Source organism: Spirillospora sp. NPDC029432 (genome assembly GCF_040703975.1).
Classification (GTDB): domain Bacteria; phylum Actinomycetota; class Actinomycetes; order Streptosporangiales; family Streptosporangiaceae; genus Spirillospora.
Genome location: NZ_JBEZWH010000114.1, coordinates 1 through 14,872, shown reverse-complemented (window position 1 = coordinate 14,872; position 14,872 = coordinate 1). Strand labels below are relative to the sequence as shown.

Below are 14,872 nucleotides of genomic sequence, written 5' to 3'. Positions count from 1 at the left end.
CGCGGCCCGGCGGCGAGGACGCGGACGGCGCGCGCGCCGCGGCCGGGACGGGACGGGGGCCGCTGGCCGCGGGCGATCCGGCCAGGCTCGGCCCGTACCGGCTGGTCGAGCGGCTCGGCACGGGCGAGCGGAGCGTGCTGTTCCTGGGCCGGGACGAGGACGACGGCGAGCACGTCGTCGTGCGGATGCTGCGCGGCGGCACGGGCGGGCCCGGCGGGCTCGACCGGTTCGCGCGGGAGGCCGAGGCGGCCATGACGATCACCGGGCGGCACACCGCCCGCGTCCTGGACGCCGACCTCGCCGGCGAGCGGCCGTACATCGTCAGCGAGTACGTCGAGGGCCCGACGCTGCGCGCGGCCGTCGAGGCGGAGGGGCCGCTGCCCGAGGGGCGGCTGCGCAAGGTGGCGCTGCGGACGGCCGCGTCGCTGGCCGCCACGCACAAGGCCGGCGTCGTGCACCGCGGCCTCACGCCGGGGCACGTGCTGCTGGGCCAGGACGGCGCCAAGGTCGTCGGCTCGGGGACGGCGCGGTCGCTCGACATCGCGCCGGTGATCGGGCGCCGCGGCGCGGCGCCGCCGGCGACCGGCTACCTGGCGCCCGAGCAGATCGAGGACGAGCCCGTCGGGCCGCCCGCCGACGTCTTCGCCTGGGGCGCGACCATGGTGTACGCGGCGACCGGGCGGCCGCCGTTCGGGACCGGCACCGGCGCCGCCGTGCTGCGCCGGATCACCTCCCGGCCGCCCGACCTGGGCGACCTGGACGGGACGCTGCGCGAGCTGGCCGCCCGCTGCCTGGACAAGAACCCGGCGGCCCGGCCCACCGCGCGGCAGCTGGTGCGGGCGCTGCGCGACGATCAGGCGCCGGCGCCCAAGGCACGGCCCAGGCGGATCCCGCGCTACCGGTGGCGGATGATGGTCGCGCTCGGGCTCGTGATGGCCGCCGGGTTCGTGGTCGGCGTCCTGTTCTGAGATTCCCGGAGGTTCCGAGGCCCGGGGGCTCAGCTCACCAGTGCGGCGGCCGGTCCTCGATCAGCCGGGCGTCGTCGTCACCGCCGCCGCGCCACTCGCCCCAGCCGGTGTCGGTGTCGTCGGAGGTCTGGTCCGGCAGGATCTCCATGTCGTCGTCCGACAGATCCACCGGCCGCTCGTCGTCGGGTCCCTGGCTCATGCCACCCATTGTCGGCCATCGGGGGCCGTGATCGGTGCGTCAGGAGGCGTCGCGGAGGCGGCGGGCGAGTGACCGTGCGGCGGCGCGCGGGTCGGCCGCCTCGGTGATCGCCCGGACGACCACGATCCGGCGCGCGCCGGCCGCCAGGACCTCGTCCAGGTTGCCCTCGTCGATGCCGCCGATCGCGAACCAGGGACGGCCCTGGCGCTGGGCGGCCGCGTACCGCAGCAGCTCGACGCCGGGCGCCGCGCGGCCGGGCTTGGTCGGGGTCGGCCAGACCGGGCCGGCGCAGAAGTAGTCGGTGCCGGGCTCGCCCGCGGCGGCCGCGGCCAGCTCGCCGGCGGGCGTCGAGCGGCCGATCAGGATGTCCTCGCCGACGATCGCGCGGGCCGCGGGGACCGGCAGGTCGTCCTGGCCGAGGTGCAGGACGTCGGCCTGGACGGCGTGCGCGATGTCGGCGCGGTCGTTGACGGCCAGGAGGGCGCCGTGCCGTTCGCAGGCGGCGCGGAACACCCGCAGGTACTCCATCTCCTGCCGGGCTTCGAGGCCCTTCTGGCGGAGCTGGACGATGTCGACGCCGCCGGCGAGGGCGGCGTCGAGGAACTCGGGAAGGTCGCCCTGCCGCTCGCGCGCGTCCGTGCAGAGGTAGAGACGGGCCCGGTCGAGCCGGGCGCGCAGGGCCACGGCCCGGTCGGAGAGCAGGTGCCTGGACACGGTGGGGGCGGGTTCCTTCCTGGCGTGCCGATCGCGGGACCGCGCGCGGCGGATCGCCGCCGCGGGCGGTCCCGCAATCCTGTCACGTGTGTTCGGCCGGGCTTTCCAGAGGGTCCGCCGGTATCAGCGCGTCCCCTGGCGGCGGCCCCCCAGACCCCCGGGCCACCGCCGAGAACCGGTCAGAACGCCAGTGCCTGGGCGCGCCGCCGGACCTCCGTCCCGCGGTTCTCGCTGAGCGCCTGGACGGGCGTCCCCGGCAGCGTGTCGTCGGCCGTGAACAGCCACCGAAGGGTCTCGACATCGTCGAAACCCGCGTCCGACAGCAGCGTGAGCGTGCCGGAGAGGCCCTTGATGACCTGCCCGTCCTGGATGAAGGCGGCGGGCACCATCGGCTTCCCCTCGCGGCGGACCGACAGCAGCTTGCGCTCGCTGAGGAGCTGCTTGATCCGGCCGGGCTTGATACCGAGCCGCGCGGTCGCCTCCTGGAGGGAGAGCCACTCCCCGGCGAGGGCGTCGGTGTGGGGGTCGAGAGCGCTTTCTACGGTTGCGTGCAGTTGCGTCACGCCCCCTTGCTACCACGCCCCCACGACACTCAAACCCTCACGGCCGGGCGGCGTCCCGTACCGGCACCGACGGGTCGGCCAGAGCCGCGGCGTCGACGGGGGTGCGGTTCGCGATGAGCCGCTTGGCCTGGACCATGTCGCGCGGCGTCCCGACGGTGAGGATCGCCTCCAGGCGGTCGCCGGTGAGCCAGCAGACGGCCCATTTGGCGCCCGCCGGGTCGCCACGGCGCACCATGCGCTCGGCGACCGGATGGTGCCCGACGTACTGCACCATCCGCCCGAACTGCTCGGACCAGAAGTACGGGACGGCGTCGTACGCCGCGTCCTCGCCGAGGAGCGTCCCGGCGGCCACGGCGGGGGCGTTCAGCGCGGTGTCCCAGTGCTCGACGAGCAGCCGGCGCCCGAACCGGGCGGACCACCAGGCGGCGCAGTCGCCGACCGCGACCACGTCCCGCCGGTACGGGCCGTCCTCGCCGCCGGTGGAGACGCGGAACGAGGCGTCGGTCACGACCCCGCGGTCGACCAGGACGCCGGAGCCGTCCAGCCACCCGAGGTCGGGCCGGACGCCGACGCCCACCACGACCTCGTCGGCGTCGATCCGCTCGCCGCCGGCCAGCAGCAGGCCGCCGGGCTCGATCTCCGCGACCTTGACGCCGGTGCGCAGCTCGACGCCCGCCTCGGCGTACCAGGGGGCGGTCAGCGCGCCGACCTCGGCGCCGATCGCGTTGGCCAGCGGGGCGTCGGCGGCCTCGACGACCGTCACCGCGCAGCCCTTCTTCGCGGCCGCGGTGGCGACCTCGGCGCCGATCCAGCCGGCTCCGACGATCACCACCCGGGCGCCCGCGGTGAGCCGGGCGCGCAGCGCGCGGGCGTCGTCGATGGTCCGGACGACGTGCTGCGGGCCGTCGCCGGGCAGCGTGACCGGGGTGGCGCCGGTGGCGATGACGAGCCCGTCGAAGTCCAGGTCGCCGGCCGTGGTGGCGACCGTGCCGCCGCCGCCCGGCGCGAGCCGCAGGCCGGTGGCGCGCTCGCCGAGCAGCAGCCGCGCGCGCAGGGCGTCCCAGTCGGCGTCGACCGTCGTGTCGTCGCTCTCCCCCGCGAGCACGGCCTTCGACAGCGGCGGCCGGTCGTACGGCCGGTGCCGCTCGGCCGACAGCAGGGTCAGCTCGCCCTCGTACCCCTTGCCGCGCAGGGCCTCGACGGCGCGCACGCCGCCCAGCCCGCCGCCCACAACGATCACGCTCTCCATGGCCGTCCACCCTAGTCGGCGGGCCCGGACGGCTGCCAGACAGCTGTCCAGACGGGTGACCAATATCATCCCGGTCGCGGGCGGACGTATGGTGGGGGGGAACGAGCGCGGGAGCCCGGTCCGACCGGGCTGAGAGGGCGGCTGACCGGGCCGCCGACCGCTGGAACCTGATCCGGATCATGCCGGCGAAGGGAGCGTGGATTGGACATCGCCATCATCGGCGCGGGCGTCGTCGGGCTGGCCACCGCGTGGCGCACGGCCGCCCGCGGCGCCGCCGTCACCCTGGTCGACCCGGCCCCCGCGAGCGGGGCCTCCGCCGTCGCGGCGGGCATGCTGACCCCCGTCAGCGAGCTGACCTACGGCGAGGAGCCGCTGCTGCGCCTCGGGCTCGCCTCGCGCGACCGCTACGGCGCGTTCGTCGCCGAGCTGGAGGAGCTCACGGGGCTCGGCACCGGCTACCGCACCGACGGCATCATCGAGGTCGCGTTCGACTCCGACGACCTGAGGCACCTCGACGACCTGCGGCGCTTCCAGGAGTCGCTCGGCATCCCCACCGAGGCCCTGAACGGGCGCGAGTGCCGCAGGCTGGAGCCGATGCTGGCGCCCGGCGTCCGCGGCGGCCTGCTCGCCCCCGAGGACGGCTCGATCGACCCCCGGCGGCTGGCGCCGGCGCTGCTGGCCGCCGCCGAGAAGCACGGCGTGCGGCTCGTCCGGCGCAAGGCCGCCGCGCTGATCGTGGAGAACGACGCCGCGGCGGGCGTGCGGCTCGACGACGGGTCCGAGGTGCGCGCGGACAAGGTGCTGCTGGCCGCCGGCCCCTGGTCGGGCGACCTGGAGGGGCTGCCGCCCGGGACCGTTCCACCGGTGCGTCCCGTCAAGGGCCAGGTGATCCGGCTCCGCACCCGCGTGCCGTTCCTGCGGCGCGCCACCCGGGGGCTGGTGAAGGGCTCGTCGGTCTACCTCGTGCCGCGCGCCGACGGCGAGATCGTCCTCGGCGCCACCCAGGAGGAGATGGGCTTCGACACCCGCGTCACCGCCGGCGGGCTGTGGGAGCTGCTGCGCGACGCCCGCGAGCTGCTGCCCGGCCTCACCGAGCTGGAGTTCGCCGAGGTGTCGGCGGGGCTGCGGCCCGGCTCGCCCGACAACGCCCCGGTGATGGGCCCCACCGCGCTGCCCGGCCTCGTCCTCGGGACGGGCCACTTCCGCAACGGCATCCTGCTCACCCCCGTGAGCGGCGACATCCTGGCCGAGGTGCTGCTGGACGGCACCGTGCCGGAGGTCGGCCGCCCCTTCACCCCCGACCGGCTGACGGAGACGGCATGAAGATCATCATCAACGGCGAGGCGCGCGAGGTGCCCGCCGGGACCAGCGTGGCGGCCGCGGTCAGCGGCTACACCGGCCGGTCCGGCCCGGCCGAGGCCGGGCTCGCGGCCGCGCTGAACGACGAGGTCGTCCGGCGCTCGCAGTGGGAGGCGACGACGCTGAAGGAGGCGGATCGGCTCGAGGTGCTGACCGCCGTGCAGGGAGGTTGAACATGAACGGCACCGACGGCGCCCCCGGCACCGCGCACGGCACGGGCGGCGCGGGCAGCGCGGACGGCGCGGCGGACGGCCCGCTGGTCATCGCGGGCGAGGAGGTCGGCTCCCGGCTGATCATGGGGACCGGCGGGGCGCCCAGCATGAGCGTGCTGCGCGCGGCCCTGACCGCGTCCGGCACCGCGCTCACCACGGTCGCGATGCGGCGGGTCGACCCGTCGGCGCGCGGCTCGGTGCTGGACGTGCTGCGCGAGTGCGGCATCCGGGTGCTGCCCAACACCGCCGGCTGCTTCACCGCGGGCGAGGCGGTGCTCACCGCCAAGCTGGCCCGCGAGGCGCTCGGCACGGACTGGGTGAAGCTGGAGGTCATCGCCGACGAGCACACCCTGCTCCCGGACCCGATCGAGCTGGTCGAGGCGGCCGAGCAGCTGGTGGACGACGGCTTCACCGTCCTCCCGTACACCAACGACGACCCGGTGCTGGCGCGCCGCCTGGAGCAGGCGGGCTGCGCGGCCGTCATGCCGCTCGGCTCCCCCATCGGCTCCGGCCTGGGCATCCGCAACCCGCACAACATCGAGCTGATCGTCGAGCGGGCGGGCGTCCCGGTCATCCTGGACGCCGGCCTCGGCACGGCCAGCGACGCCGCGCTGGCGATGGAGCTGGGCTGCGACGCCGTGCTGCTGGCGACCGCCGTGACGCGCGCGCAGTCGCCGGCCCGGATGGCGGCGGCGATGCGGCACGCGGTGGAGGCCGGGCGGCTGGCGCGGCTGGCCGGGCGCATCCCGCGGCGCAAGTACGCGCAGGCGTCCTCGCCCTGGGAGGGCCTCAGCGGCTGATCGTTAAGCGACGCTACAGAGAGGGCTGTAGCAATATTCGCTGGACCTGAAACGCGACCGCGGGTGATCGTTCGGTGTCGGTCGAAACATCCCGTACCTAAGGTTCAGCGCATGCGAAAGCCAGAAGAGGCCGTACCGGCCGATCCCGGACGGCGCGCGCGGCGGCTCGCCGTGGCCGCCGCCACCGTCACGGTCGTCCTGTGGTCGTCGGCGTTCGTGTCCATCCGCAGCGCGGGCGAGGACTACGGGCCCGGCGCCCTCGCGCTTGGCCGGCTGCTGGCCGGCACGGTGACGCTCGCCCTGCTCTGCCTGATCCGCCGCGAGGGCCTGCCGCCGCGCGGCGCGTGGCCCGGGATCGCCGCCTCCGGCGTGCTGTGGTTCGGCGCGTACATGGTCGCCCTCAACTGGGGCGAGCAGCTCGTCGACGCCGGCACCGCCGCGATGGTGGTCAACATCGGGCCGCTGCTGATCGCCCTGTTCGGCGGCTGGCTGCTCAAGGAGGGCTTCCCGCCCGCGCTGCTGGCCGGGATGGCGGTGTCGTTCGCGGGCGCGGTCGTGGTCGGCCTCTCCATGTCCGGCGGAGGCCGCTCCCCGCTGCTCGGCGTCCTGCTGTGCGTGGTCGCGGCCGTGACGTACGCGGCGGGCGTGCTCAGCCAGAAGCCCGCGCTCCGGCACGGCTCCGCGCTCCAGGTCACCACCTGGGGGTGCGCCATCGGCGCGCTGACCTGCCTCCCCTTCGCCGGGCAGCTGATCTCCGAGGCGGCCGACGCCTCGTTCGGCTCAACGCTGAACATGATCTACCTTGGCGTCTTCCCGACCGCGCTCGCGTTCACCACCTGGGCGTACGCGCTGGCCCGCACCTCGGCCGGGAAGATGGGCGCCACCACGTACGCCGTCCCCGCGCTCGTCGTCGGGATGTCGTGGGCCGCGCTCGACGAGGTCCCCGGCTGGCTCACCCTCGCGGGCGGCCTGCTCTGCCTGGCGGGCGTCGCCGTCTCGCGCCGCCGCTCCGCCGCCCCCGCACCGGCCCCCGCGCCGGCCGTCCCGCCTTCTGCGCCGGAACCCGTACAGGCGGGGAAAGAACCCGTACCATAGGTCGCGGCGGCCTTCGCAAGGCCCGGCCCCGCCGCCGAAGATCGGCCGGGGAGGTCATCCTCCCGGCTGATGGTTCCGTCCTGGAAGGCCTCTAAACTCGCTCTGATGGACGCCACGGTCGCTGATCCACTCGTCGGGCAGGTGCTCGACGGGCGCTACCGCATTGAGTCCCGAATCGCCCGCGGCGGGATGGCGACGGTCTACGTCGCCCGCGACATCCGGCTCGACCGCACCGTTGCGATCAAGGTGATGCACGCGGGGCTCGCCTCCGACGAGGACTTCGTCCGCCGGTTCATCGGCGAGGCCAAGGCCGCCGCCGCGCTCTCCAACCCCAACGTCGTCGCGGTCTACGACCAGCGCACCGACGGCGAGCACGTCTTCCTCGTGATGGAGTACGTGCGCGGGCACACGCTGCGCGACCTGCTGACCGAGCGCGGCCGGCTGGGCCCGCGCGCCGCCCTGGAGATCATGCAGCCGGTGCTGGCCGCGCTGGGCGCCGCCCACCGCGCCGGCCTCGTCCACCGCGACGTCAAGCCCGAGAACGTCCTGATCGACCAGGACGGCCAGGTCAAGGTCGCCGACTTCGGGCTGGCCCGGGCCGAGACCGCCAGCGGCATGACCAAGACCGGCATGATCATCGGCACCGTCGGCTACCTCGCCCCCGAGCAGGTGCTGTCGGGCAGCGCCGACGTCCGCTCCGACGTCTACGCCGCCGGCACCCTCCTGTTCGAACTGCTCACCGGCGAGCTGCCGCACCAGGGCGACACGCCCCTGGCGGTCGCCTACAAGCACGTCAACGACCCGGTCCCGCCGCCGTCGACGCTCGCCCCCGGCCTCCCCCACACGGTGGACGCGCTCGTCGAACGCGCCACCGCCAAGGACCCCGCGTACCGCCCGCAGGACGCCAACGCCTTCCTCGCCGAGGTCGCCGAGGTCCACGCCGGCCTGCCGCGCGACATCGACGAGCGCCTCCAGGCCGCCCCCGCGCCCAACCGCACGGCCGTCATGGCGCCCGCGCACAACGGCACCCGGGTCTACGACGACGTCCTCACCCTCCCCCGCGACGCCGGCCCGCCGCCCCGCCCGTCCGCCGGCGAGCGCACCGTCCGCGCGCTCACCGGCCGCTACACCCTGATCGCCATCGGGGCGATCGCGGCGATCGTCCTCGGCTGGGCGATCTGGTACCAGACCTCCGGCCAGTACGACCACGTCCCCGAACAGATCATCGGGAAGCCGGTCGCCGAGGTACGCGACCAGCTGGAGGCCGGCGGCCTCGACGTCCAGGTCGCCGAACCCGCCTACAGCGACCGCGTCCGCAAGGGCCGCGTCGCCGCGTCCGACCCCGGCCCCGGAGCCCGCATCACCGAAGGCGGAACGGTCACGCTCACCCCCTCCAAGGGCCTGACGCCCAAGGAGGTCCCCGACGTCACCGGCAAGTCGGTGGACGAGGCCAAGAAGATCCTCCAGGACAAGGGCTTCACCCCCGGCCAGGTCAGCGGCTCACCGTCCCAGACCGTCGCCAAGGACAAGGTCATGCGCACCGACCCGCAGGCCGGCGAGACGCAGTCCCCCGACGACCCCGTCAAGATCGTGGTCAGCAGCGGCATGTCGATGCCGTCCCTCCTCGGCCGCAACGGCGACGAAGCCCAGAACCAGCTGCGCTCCATGGGCCTGGACGTCAAGGTCGAGAAACGCCGCGAAGAGAACAAGCAACCCGGCGCCGTCATCGGCCAGGACCCCGAACCCGGCACCGGCGTCTCCCGCGGCGACGACGTCACCCTCGTCGTCAACGAACGCGACTGCCTCTTCGGCAACTTCTTCTGCGACGAAGGCGACCGCGGCGACGGCGAGCAGATCCCCGTCCCCCGCGTCATCGGCCAATCCTTCGACGACGCCCGCCGCGCCCTCCGCTCCTCCGGCTTCAAAATGAAGATCGGCAGCCGCGTCGGCGGCCGCGTCATCGGCCAGAACCCCGTCTCCGGCACCGCACCCAGAGGCTCCGAAATAACAGTCTGGGGCTGAGAGGAGTCACTGTGGAGGGACGACCCTCCACACTTGTCATCGTGGAGGGGCGACCCTCCACACCACCCGGGGCCCGGGGTGGGCGCCCTTCGCTCGTTCCTCGCTACGTGCGCCCGCCCCGGGGCAGGGGACTCCGTCCCCCGCACCCCCTGCGAGGGGCTCCGCCCCCTCGACCCCCTTTTTGGGGCTTCGCCCCTTGCCCCAGAATCTGGCTGGGCTGGGGGTGTCGGGGGGCGCGGCTAGGCTGGTCCGGTTATGACTTCTCTGAAGAGCCCCGTCGGGGGACATGTGCCGGTGGCCGGGGGGCTGGCCACGGGCGGGCTGAAGTACGCCGGCGAGATCGGGGCCGAGACCGTCCAGGTGTTCGTGTCCAACCCGCGCGGCTGGGCGCTGCCCGAGGGAAAGCCCGCCGAGGACGCCAAGCTGCGCGAGCAGGACGCGGTCTCCGTGTTCGTGCACGCGCCCTACCTGGTCAACTTCGGCTCGCCCAGTGCCGAGACGCTGGAGAAGTCCGTCGCGACCGTGCGCCACTCGCTGCGCCGGGGCCACGCCATCGGGGCGCGCGGCGTCGTCGTCCACACCGGCTCGGCGGTGAGCTGGTCGTACGAGGAGGCGATGGACCAGGTACGCGAGCACGTGCTGCCGCTCCTGGAGGAGATCCCCGAGGGCGGGCCGGACCTGCTGCTGGAGCCGATGGCGGGCCAGGGCAAGATGCTGTGCGCCCGGGTGGAGCAGCTGGGGCCGTTCTTCGAGCGGCTGGAGCACCATCCCCGGCTCGGCGTCTGCTTCGACACCTGCCACGCGTTCGCGGCCGGGCACGACCTGGCGGCCCCGGGCGGTGTGAAGGAGACCATGGACGCCCTGGTCGCCACGGTGGGAGAGGGGCGGCTCAAGCTCGTCCACGCCAACGACTCGAAGGACGACTGCGGCTCGTTCAAGGACCGGCACGAGAACATCGGGGCGGGACGGATCGGCGAGCGGCCGTTCGCGGAGCTCTTCCGCCATCCGGCGGTGGCGGGCGTGCCGTTCATCATCGAGACGCCGGGACGCAGCGCCGAGCCGCACGGCAAGGACGTGGCGACGCTCAAGCGGCTGCGCGACGGCTGACGGAAGGGCCCGGACGCGGGAAAGGGTCCGGGCGCCGCTGAACAACCCCCCGACTGTCCAGCGGCGCCCGAACCTACGGCCGCCTGATCCCACCCCCCCGGTACGGGATCTGGCGGCTCTGATCCGGCGTTCGACGCAATGTCACGCCGGATCTCCAGTTGTGTCCATGACCGGAGGTTCGCGCCCTCCGGAAGCATCGATGCGCTGTTGTGATGTTGCACCGTGCGCCTGCACTTTCCGATGCGCGGTGCCACTGAGAACACTAAGCCTCCGCGATACCGATCGGGACCCGCGACCCGCCGCGCTCGATAAACGGTCAGTAGCGATCGATGTACGTAGCGTAGTGGCAGGACGAGCGGTCGTTTCCGCGCGACGAGCGGCGTTGGGAACGGTCCACCCGCGCGGACGAGCGGTGTCGGAAAATCACCGGAACGATGTCAACGCCTCCCTCGCCACCCGTCCCCACCGCGCCGCCACGGAGGGTGAACGCCTGGAAGCCCTCAGCGCGCCATAGAGCGCCTCCCGGCCCGCAGGACGAAACCGCGTCCAGGACGGGACGGACGGCAAGACGTACGGCGCGCACAGGCCCCGGCGCGCAATACTGCTGCGGCGTCCGGGACCCCGGCGGGGAGGCGAGGCGATCAGTTCGGGGTTTCGGGCGGGGGCGTATGCCGGAACCGGCGGACCAGGAGGTCGCGGACCTCCCGGGTGTGCCGCCGGCTCACCGGGAGCAGCTCGCCGCCCACCTGGACGGCCGCCCGGCCGCCGTCGAAGCGCAGCTCGCTGATGTGGGCGGACGCGACGAGCGTGCTGCGGTGGATGCGGATGAAGCCGGCCGGCTGCCAGCGGCGGGCCAGCGCGGCCAGCGGCATCCGCACCAGGAAGCTGCCCTCGCTGGTGTGCAGGCGCACGTAGTCGCCGTGGGCCTCGACATGGGTGACCGCGCGGCGGGACACCAGCCGGGTGCGGCCCGCCAGCTCGACCGGCACCATCTCGTCCTGGTCGAGACGCTCGGCGCCGTCCTCCGCCGCGGCGGTGCGGCGCACCACCTCGTCCAGCCGCCGGACGGCCTCGGCCAGCCGCTCCGGGCGGACGGGCTTGAGGATGTAGTCGAGCGCGCCCAGCTCGTAGGCGGTGACGGCGCAGTCCTCGAGCGCGGTCACGAACACCACGTGCGGCGGCGCCGCGAAACCGGTCAGCAGCCGGGTGAAGTCGAGTCCGTCCAGGCCGGGCATGCGGATGTCGAGGAAGACGGCGTCGAGGCGCTCGCCCGCCACCAGGACGCGGCTGACGTCGCGGAGCGCGGCGGCCGGATCGGCGGCGCAGCCGACGTGGGAGATCCGCGGATCGGCCCGGAGAAGCCGGACGAGCTCCTCCAGAGCGGGCACTTCGTCATCGACGGCCAGTACGCGCAGCATGAGATGACCTTGCCGCGATTACCGTACGTCCGCAATCGGTTTCGCTAGGTGAGTCTGTGTTTCTCAGAGCGGCGGCGACTCGTCCGCGTCCTCCTGGTACGAGTAGCGCTGCTCCCGCCAGGGGTCGGCGACGTTGTGGTAGCCGCGCTCCTCCCAGAAGCCCCGGCGGTCCTTGACCATGTACTCGATGCCGCGCACCCACTTGACGCTCTTCCACGCGTACAGGTGCGGCACGACGAGCCGGATCGGGAAGCCGTGGTCGGGCGACAGGCGCTCGCCGTCGCGGTGGGTGGCGAACATGGTGCCGTCGGCCAGGAAGTCGCTCATCCTGATGTTGGCGCTGTAGCCGTACTCGGCCCACACCATCACGTGCGTGACGGCGGGCTCCGGCGGCGCCGCCTCCAGGATCGCGGCCGTGGAGACGCCCTCCCACAGGTTGTCCGGGATCGTGAACTTGGTGACGCAGTGGAAGTCGGCGAGGGCCTTGGTGCGGGGCAGCGCCTCGAACTCGTCCCAGGACCAGCCGTACTGGCCGCCCGACGCGGTCGCGCCGAACACCCGGAAGTCCCAGTCCTTGGGACGGAACTTGGGGACGGGGCCGTAGTGCAGCACCGGCCAGCCGCGGGGGACGTACTGCCCGGGCGGGAGGGCCCGCTCTTCTTCATCGGGTGGGGACATGACGCGGGCAATACTGCCACCCGTAGTGAGCTGAGCCATATTCGCCCCCCGTCCAGGCGGACCTGCGGGGCCCATGGGCTACGCTGTGGGCCATGCGCAACGTGGTGTATTTCTTTTGGTACGACCGGCCCGGGAGGCTGGTCTGCCAGGCGTTGCGCTGACAGACCTCGAACGACGAAGCCCCGGGCCCTAAGGCCCGGGGCTTTTCGTCTTTCCAGGGTGATTTTCGCGGACCTCGCGAGGAGGTTCCGCGCGACGAGGAGAGGCAGCAACCATGGTCGTCGTCATGGCTCCGGAGGCCACCGAAGCCGATATCAAGGCCGTCGTCTCACTGGTCGAGACGGCGGGCGGCGACGCCTTCGTCAGCCGCGGGGTGGAACGCACCATCGTCGGCCTGGTCGGGGACGTCCAGCAGTTCGGCTCGCTCAACCTGCGCGGCATGGGCGGGGTCAGCGACGTGATCCGGATCTCGGTGCCGTACAAGCTGGTCAGCCGGGAGAACCACGCCGAGCGCTCGGTGGTGCGGGTCGGCGGGGTGCCGATCGGCCCCGGCACGATGACGCTGATCGCCGGGCCGTGCGCGGTGGAGACGCCGGAGCAGACCCTCCAGGCGGCGCAGATGGCGCAGGCCGCGGGCGCCACGCTGCTGCGCGGCGGCGCGTTCAAGCCGCGCAGCTCCCCGTACGCGTTCCAGGGGCTCGGCGAGGCCGGGCTGCGGATCCTGGCGGACGTGCGCGCGGAGACCGGCATGCCGGTCGTCACCGAGGTGGTGGACGCGCAGGACGTGGAGCTGGTCGCCTCGTACGCCGACATGCTCCAGATCGGCACCCGGAACGCGCAGAACTTCGCGCTGCTCCAGGCCGCCGGCGAGGCCGGCAGGCCGGTGCTGCTCAAGCGTGGCATGAGCGGCACGATCGAGGAGTGGCTGATGGCGGCCGAGTACATCGCCCAGCGCGGCAACCTCGACATCGTGCTGTGCGAGCGCGGCATCCGCACGTTCGAGAAGGCCACCCGCAACACCCTGGACATCTCCGCGGTCCCGGTGGCGCAGCGCCTCTCCCACCTGCCGGTGATCGTGGACCCGTCGCACTCGGGCGGCAGCCGCGACCTGGTGCTGCCGCTGTCGCGGGCGGCGATCGCGGTCGGCGCGGACGGCGTGATCATCGACGTGCACCCGCACCCGGAGACCGCGCTGTGCGACGGGCCGCAGGCGCTGGTGGACGGCGACCTGCGCGAGCTGGCCCGGCTGGTGCGCGACCTGCCGCCCATCGTCGGCCGGTCGCTGGTGACCCCGGACGACGCCGTCGTCCCCGCCTGATCCCTCCCCTCGCCGTCCCTCTCCTCGCCGCGGTTCCGCGCGGCCGGCCCGCCCGGCCGCGCGGAACGGCTGGTAGCCTCGGCGCCATGGACTACTGGACGCCGAACTGCGGGCCGCCCCGCGCCTGAGGGGCGCGGCGATCCTCCCCTGAGTTCTCGCGGTCCCGGCGCGCGCACGCGCCCGGACCTCTTCCGCCTGCGCCCCGAATCCGGATCCCTTCTTCCGATTCGAGTCCAGGAGCGTTCTCCTCGTGTCCGCATCTTCGGGTCAGCACGCCCGCGCCGCGACGTCCGGCGCCGGCTCCCCCACTCCTTCCTCTTCCGCGTCCCCTGCCTCCCCCGCCCGCGCGCCGCGCCGCCTTCCCGGCGGCGGGAGCCTGCACATCCTCGTGGCCGCGTCCCTGTGGGGGACGACCGGCACCGTCCGCACGTTCGTGCCCGAGGCGTCCAGCGTGTCCATCGCCGCCGTCCGGATCGTCATGGGCGGGCTGCTGCTGATGGCCTTCGCCGCCTGGGCGGTGCGCGGCGCCGGGCTGCGCCGGTTGCTGACCGGGCGCGGCGTCCGGTGGTGGCTCGGCGCGGGCGCGGTGGCGATGATCGCGTACCAGACGCTGTTCTTCGTCGCCGCCGCCCGGACCGGGGTCGCGATCGGCACCGTGGTCACCATCGGCGGCGCGCCCGCGTTCGCCGGGCTGATCGGCCTGGTCACCCGGCAGTCGGCGTTCAGCGGGCGCTGGGCGCTGGCCACGGCGGGCGCCGTGGCGGGCTGCGCCGCGCTGGTGCTCGGCGGCTCCGACGCCGGGGCGGACCCCCTCGGCATCGTGCTGGCACTGCTGTCGGGGTTCTCGTACGCGGTGTACGCGACGATCGCCGCGATGCTGATCGCGCGCGGCGAGGACGACCGTGCCGTCGCCGGCGCGCTGTTCGGGATCGCCGCGGTGCTGATCCTGCCGGTCCTCCTGGCCACCGGCCCGGGCTGGACGCTCGGCGCCACCGGCGCGCCGGTCGCGCTCTACCTGGGGGTGGTCGCCACGGCGGGCGCGTACGTGCTGTTCGCGCGCGGGCTGAAGACCACGCCCGCGACCGCCGCGACCACGCTCACGCTGGCCGAGCCCGCCGTCGCGGCGGTGCTCGGCCCCCCCGTGGTGGGGGAGCGGCGCGGCGGGGTGGC

General features: G+C 74.1%; 15 protein-coding genes and 1 riboswitch. Of the genes, 9 read left to right on the top strand and 6 right to left on the bottom strand.

Annotated elements, in window-relative coordinates:
• Window positions 1-968 (top strand): serine/threonine-protein kinase (locus AB0881_RS40365; RefSeq protein WP_366626043.1); only part of this gene is annotated, 968 nt, incomplete at its 5' end.
• A 34-nt stretch (window positions 969-1,002) separates the two neighbouring features.
• On the opposite strand, the gene AB0881_RS40360 is transcribed toward AB0881_RS40365, so the two are convergent.
• The 4 genes from AB0881_RS40360 to AB0881_RS40345 all read right to left on the bottom strand — a co-directional run bounded on the left by AB0881_RS40360 (window position 1,003) and on the right by AB0881_RS40345 (window position 3,693).
• Window positions 1,003-1,167: a hypothetical protein gene (locus AB0881_RS40360; RefSeq protein WP_366626041.1), complete on the bottom strand. Its 165-nt coding sequence runs from the start codon at window positions 1,165-1,167 to the stop codon at window positions 1,003-1,005.
• 39 nt (window positions 1,168-1,206) lie between these two features.
• Window positions 1,207-1,881 (bottom strand): thiamine phosphate synthase, encoded by a 675-nt coding sequence (thiE, locus tag AB0881_RS40355; RefSeq protein ID WP_366626039.1) that lies wholly within the window; start codon window positions 1,879-1,881, stop codon window positions 1,207-1,209.
• A 179-nt stretch (window positions 1,882-2,060) separates the two neighbouring features.
• Window positions 2,061-2,444: an Rv2175c family DNA-binding protein gene (locus AB0881_RS40350; protein WP_366626037.1), complete on the bottom strand. Its 384-nt coding sequence runs from the start codon at window positions 2,442-2,444 to the stop codon at window positions 2,061-2,063.
• Window positions 2,445-2,481: 37 nt separating this feature from the next.
• The gene (locus tag AB0881_RS40345; protein WP_366626035.1) at window positions 2,482-3,693 is read right to left on the bottom strand and encodes an FAD-dependent oxidoreductase; all 1,212 of its coding nucleotides are present in this window, start codon (window positions 3,691-3,693) and stop codon (window positions 2,482-2,484) included.
• 97 nt (window positions 3,694-3,790) lie between these two features.
• Window positions 3,791-3,904, top strand: a riboswitch (TPP riboswitch).
• Here AB0881_RS40345 and thiO point away from each other — a divergent pair.
• From thiO to AB0881_RS40315, 6 genes are all read left to right on the top strand, one after another.
• A complete protein-coding gene (gene thiO, locus AB0881_RS40340; protein ID WP_366626033.1) occupies window positions 3,895-5,016 on the top strand; it encodes a glycine oxidase ThiO in 1,122 nt (373 codons plus the stop codon). (Overlaps the previous riboswitch by 10 nt.)
• Window positions 5,013-5,225 carry a sulfur carrier protein ThiS gene (gene thiS, locus AB0881_RS40335; protein WP_366626031.1) on the top strand — a complete coding sequence of 71 codons (213 nt, stop codon included), beginning with the start codon at window positions 5,013-5,015 and terminating at the stop codon, window positions 5,223-5,225. Before thiO ends, thiS begins: the two co-directional genes overlap by 4 nt.
• 2 nt (window positions 5,226-5,227) lie before the next feature.
• The gene (locus AB0881_RS40330; protein WP_366626029.1) at window positions 5,228-6,064 is read left to right on the top strand and encodes a thiazole synthase; all 837 of its coding nucleotides are present in this window, start codon (window positions 5,228-5,230) and stop codon (window positions 6,062-6,064) included.
• Between the two features lie 111 nt (window positions 6,065-6,175).
• A complete protein-coding gene (locus AB0881_RS40325; protein WP_366626027.1) occupies window positions 6,176-7,159 on the top strand; it encodes a DMT family transporter in 984 nt (327 codons plus the stop codon).
• Window positions 7,160-7,264: 105 nt separating this feature from the next.
• Window positions 7,265-9,181 (top strand): Stk1 family PASTA domain-containing Ser/Thr kinase, encoded by a 1,917-nt coding sequence (gene pknB, locus AB0881_RS40320; protein WP_366626025.1) that lies wholly within the window; start codon window positions 7,265-7,267, stop codon window positions 9,179-9,181.
• 255 nt (window positions 9,182-9,436) lie between these two features.
• A complete protein-coding gene (locus tag AB0881_RS40315) occupies window positions 9,437-10,288 on the top strand; it encodes a deoxyribonuclease IV (RefSeq protein ID WP_366626023.1) in 852 nt (283 codons plus the stop codon).
• Window positions 10,289-10,929: 641 nt separating this feature from the next.
• Here AB0881_RS40315 and AB0881_RS40310 read toward each other — a convergent pair.
• Together AB0881_RS40310 and AB0881_RS40305 are read right to left on the bottom strand one after the other, a co-directional pair.
• Complete coding sequence (locus AB0881_RS40310) at window positions 10,930-11,706, bottom strand: LytTR family DNA-binding domain-containing protein (protein WP_366626021.1); 777 nt, start codon at window positions 11,704-11,706, stop codon at window positions 10,930-10,932.
• 63 nt (window positions 11,707-11,769) lie between these two features.
• Entirely contained in the window at window positions 11,770-12,384 is a 615-nt protein-coding gene (locus tag AB0881_RS40305) for a sulfite oxidase-like oxidoreductase (protein ID WP_366626019.1), read from the bottom strand.
• Between the two features lie 274 nt (window positions 12,385-12,658).
• Here AB0881_RS40305 and aroF point away from each other — a divergent pair, with 274 nt between their 5' ends.
• A complete protein-coding gene (gene aroF, locus AB0881_RS40300; protein ID WP_366626017.1) occupies window positions 12,659-13,702 on the top strand; it encodes a 3-deoxy-7-phosphoheptulonate synthase in 1,044 nt (347 codons plus the stop codon).
• 250 nt (window positions 13,703-13,952) lie between these two features.
• Window positions 13,953-14,872 (top strand): EamA family transporter (locus AB0881_RS40295; protein WP_366626015.1); only part of this gene is annotated, 920 nt, incomplete at its 3' end.

What these genes read in the sequence shown, in the direction of transcription:
- AB0881_RS40315 (WP_366626023.1), top strand. Translation starts at nt 9,437, where the DNA reads ATGACTTCTCTGAAGAGCCCCGTCGGGGGACATGTGCCGGTGGCCGGG.
- AB0881_RS40360 (WP_366626041.1), bottom strand. Translation starts at nt 1,167, where the DNA reads ATGAGCCAGGGACCCGACGACGAGCGGCCGGTGGATCTGTCGGACGAC.
- thiS (WP_366626031.1), top strand. Translation starts at nt 5,013, where the DNA reads ATGAAGATCATCATCAACGGCGAGGCGCGCGAGGTGCCCGCCGGGACC.
- aroF (WP_366626017.1), top strand. Translation starts at nt 12,659, where the DNA reads ATGGTCGTCGTCATGGCTCCGGAGGCCACCGAAGCCGATATCAAGGCC.
- AB0881_RS40325 (WP_366626027.1), top strand. Translation starts at nt 6,176, where the DNA reads ATGCGAAAGCCAGAAGAGGCCGTACCGGCCGATCCCGGACGGCGCGCG.
- AB0881_RS40305 (WP_366626019.1), bottom strand. Translation starts at nt 12,384, where the DNA reads ATGTCCCCACCCGATGAAGAAGAGCGGGCCCTCCCGCCCGGGCAGTAC.
- AB0881_RS40345 (WP_366626035.1), bottom strand. Translation starts at nt 3,693, where the DNA reads ATGGAGAGCGTGATCGTTGTGGGCGGCGGGCTGGGCGGCGTGCGCGCC.
- pknB (WP_366626025.1), top strand. Translation starts at nt 7,265, where the DNA reads ATGGACGCCACGGTCGCTGATCCACTCGTCGGGCAGGTGCTCGACGGG.
- AB0881_RS40310 (WP_366626021.1), bottom strand. Translation starts at nt 11,706, where the DNA reads ATGCTGCGCGTACTGGCCGTCGATGACGAAGTGCCCGCTCTGGAGGAG.
- AB0881_RS40330 (WP_366626029.1), top strand. Translation starts at nt 5,228, where the DNA reads ATGAACGGCACCGACGGCGCCCCCGGCACCGCGCACGGCACGGGCGGC.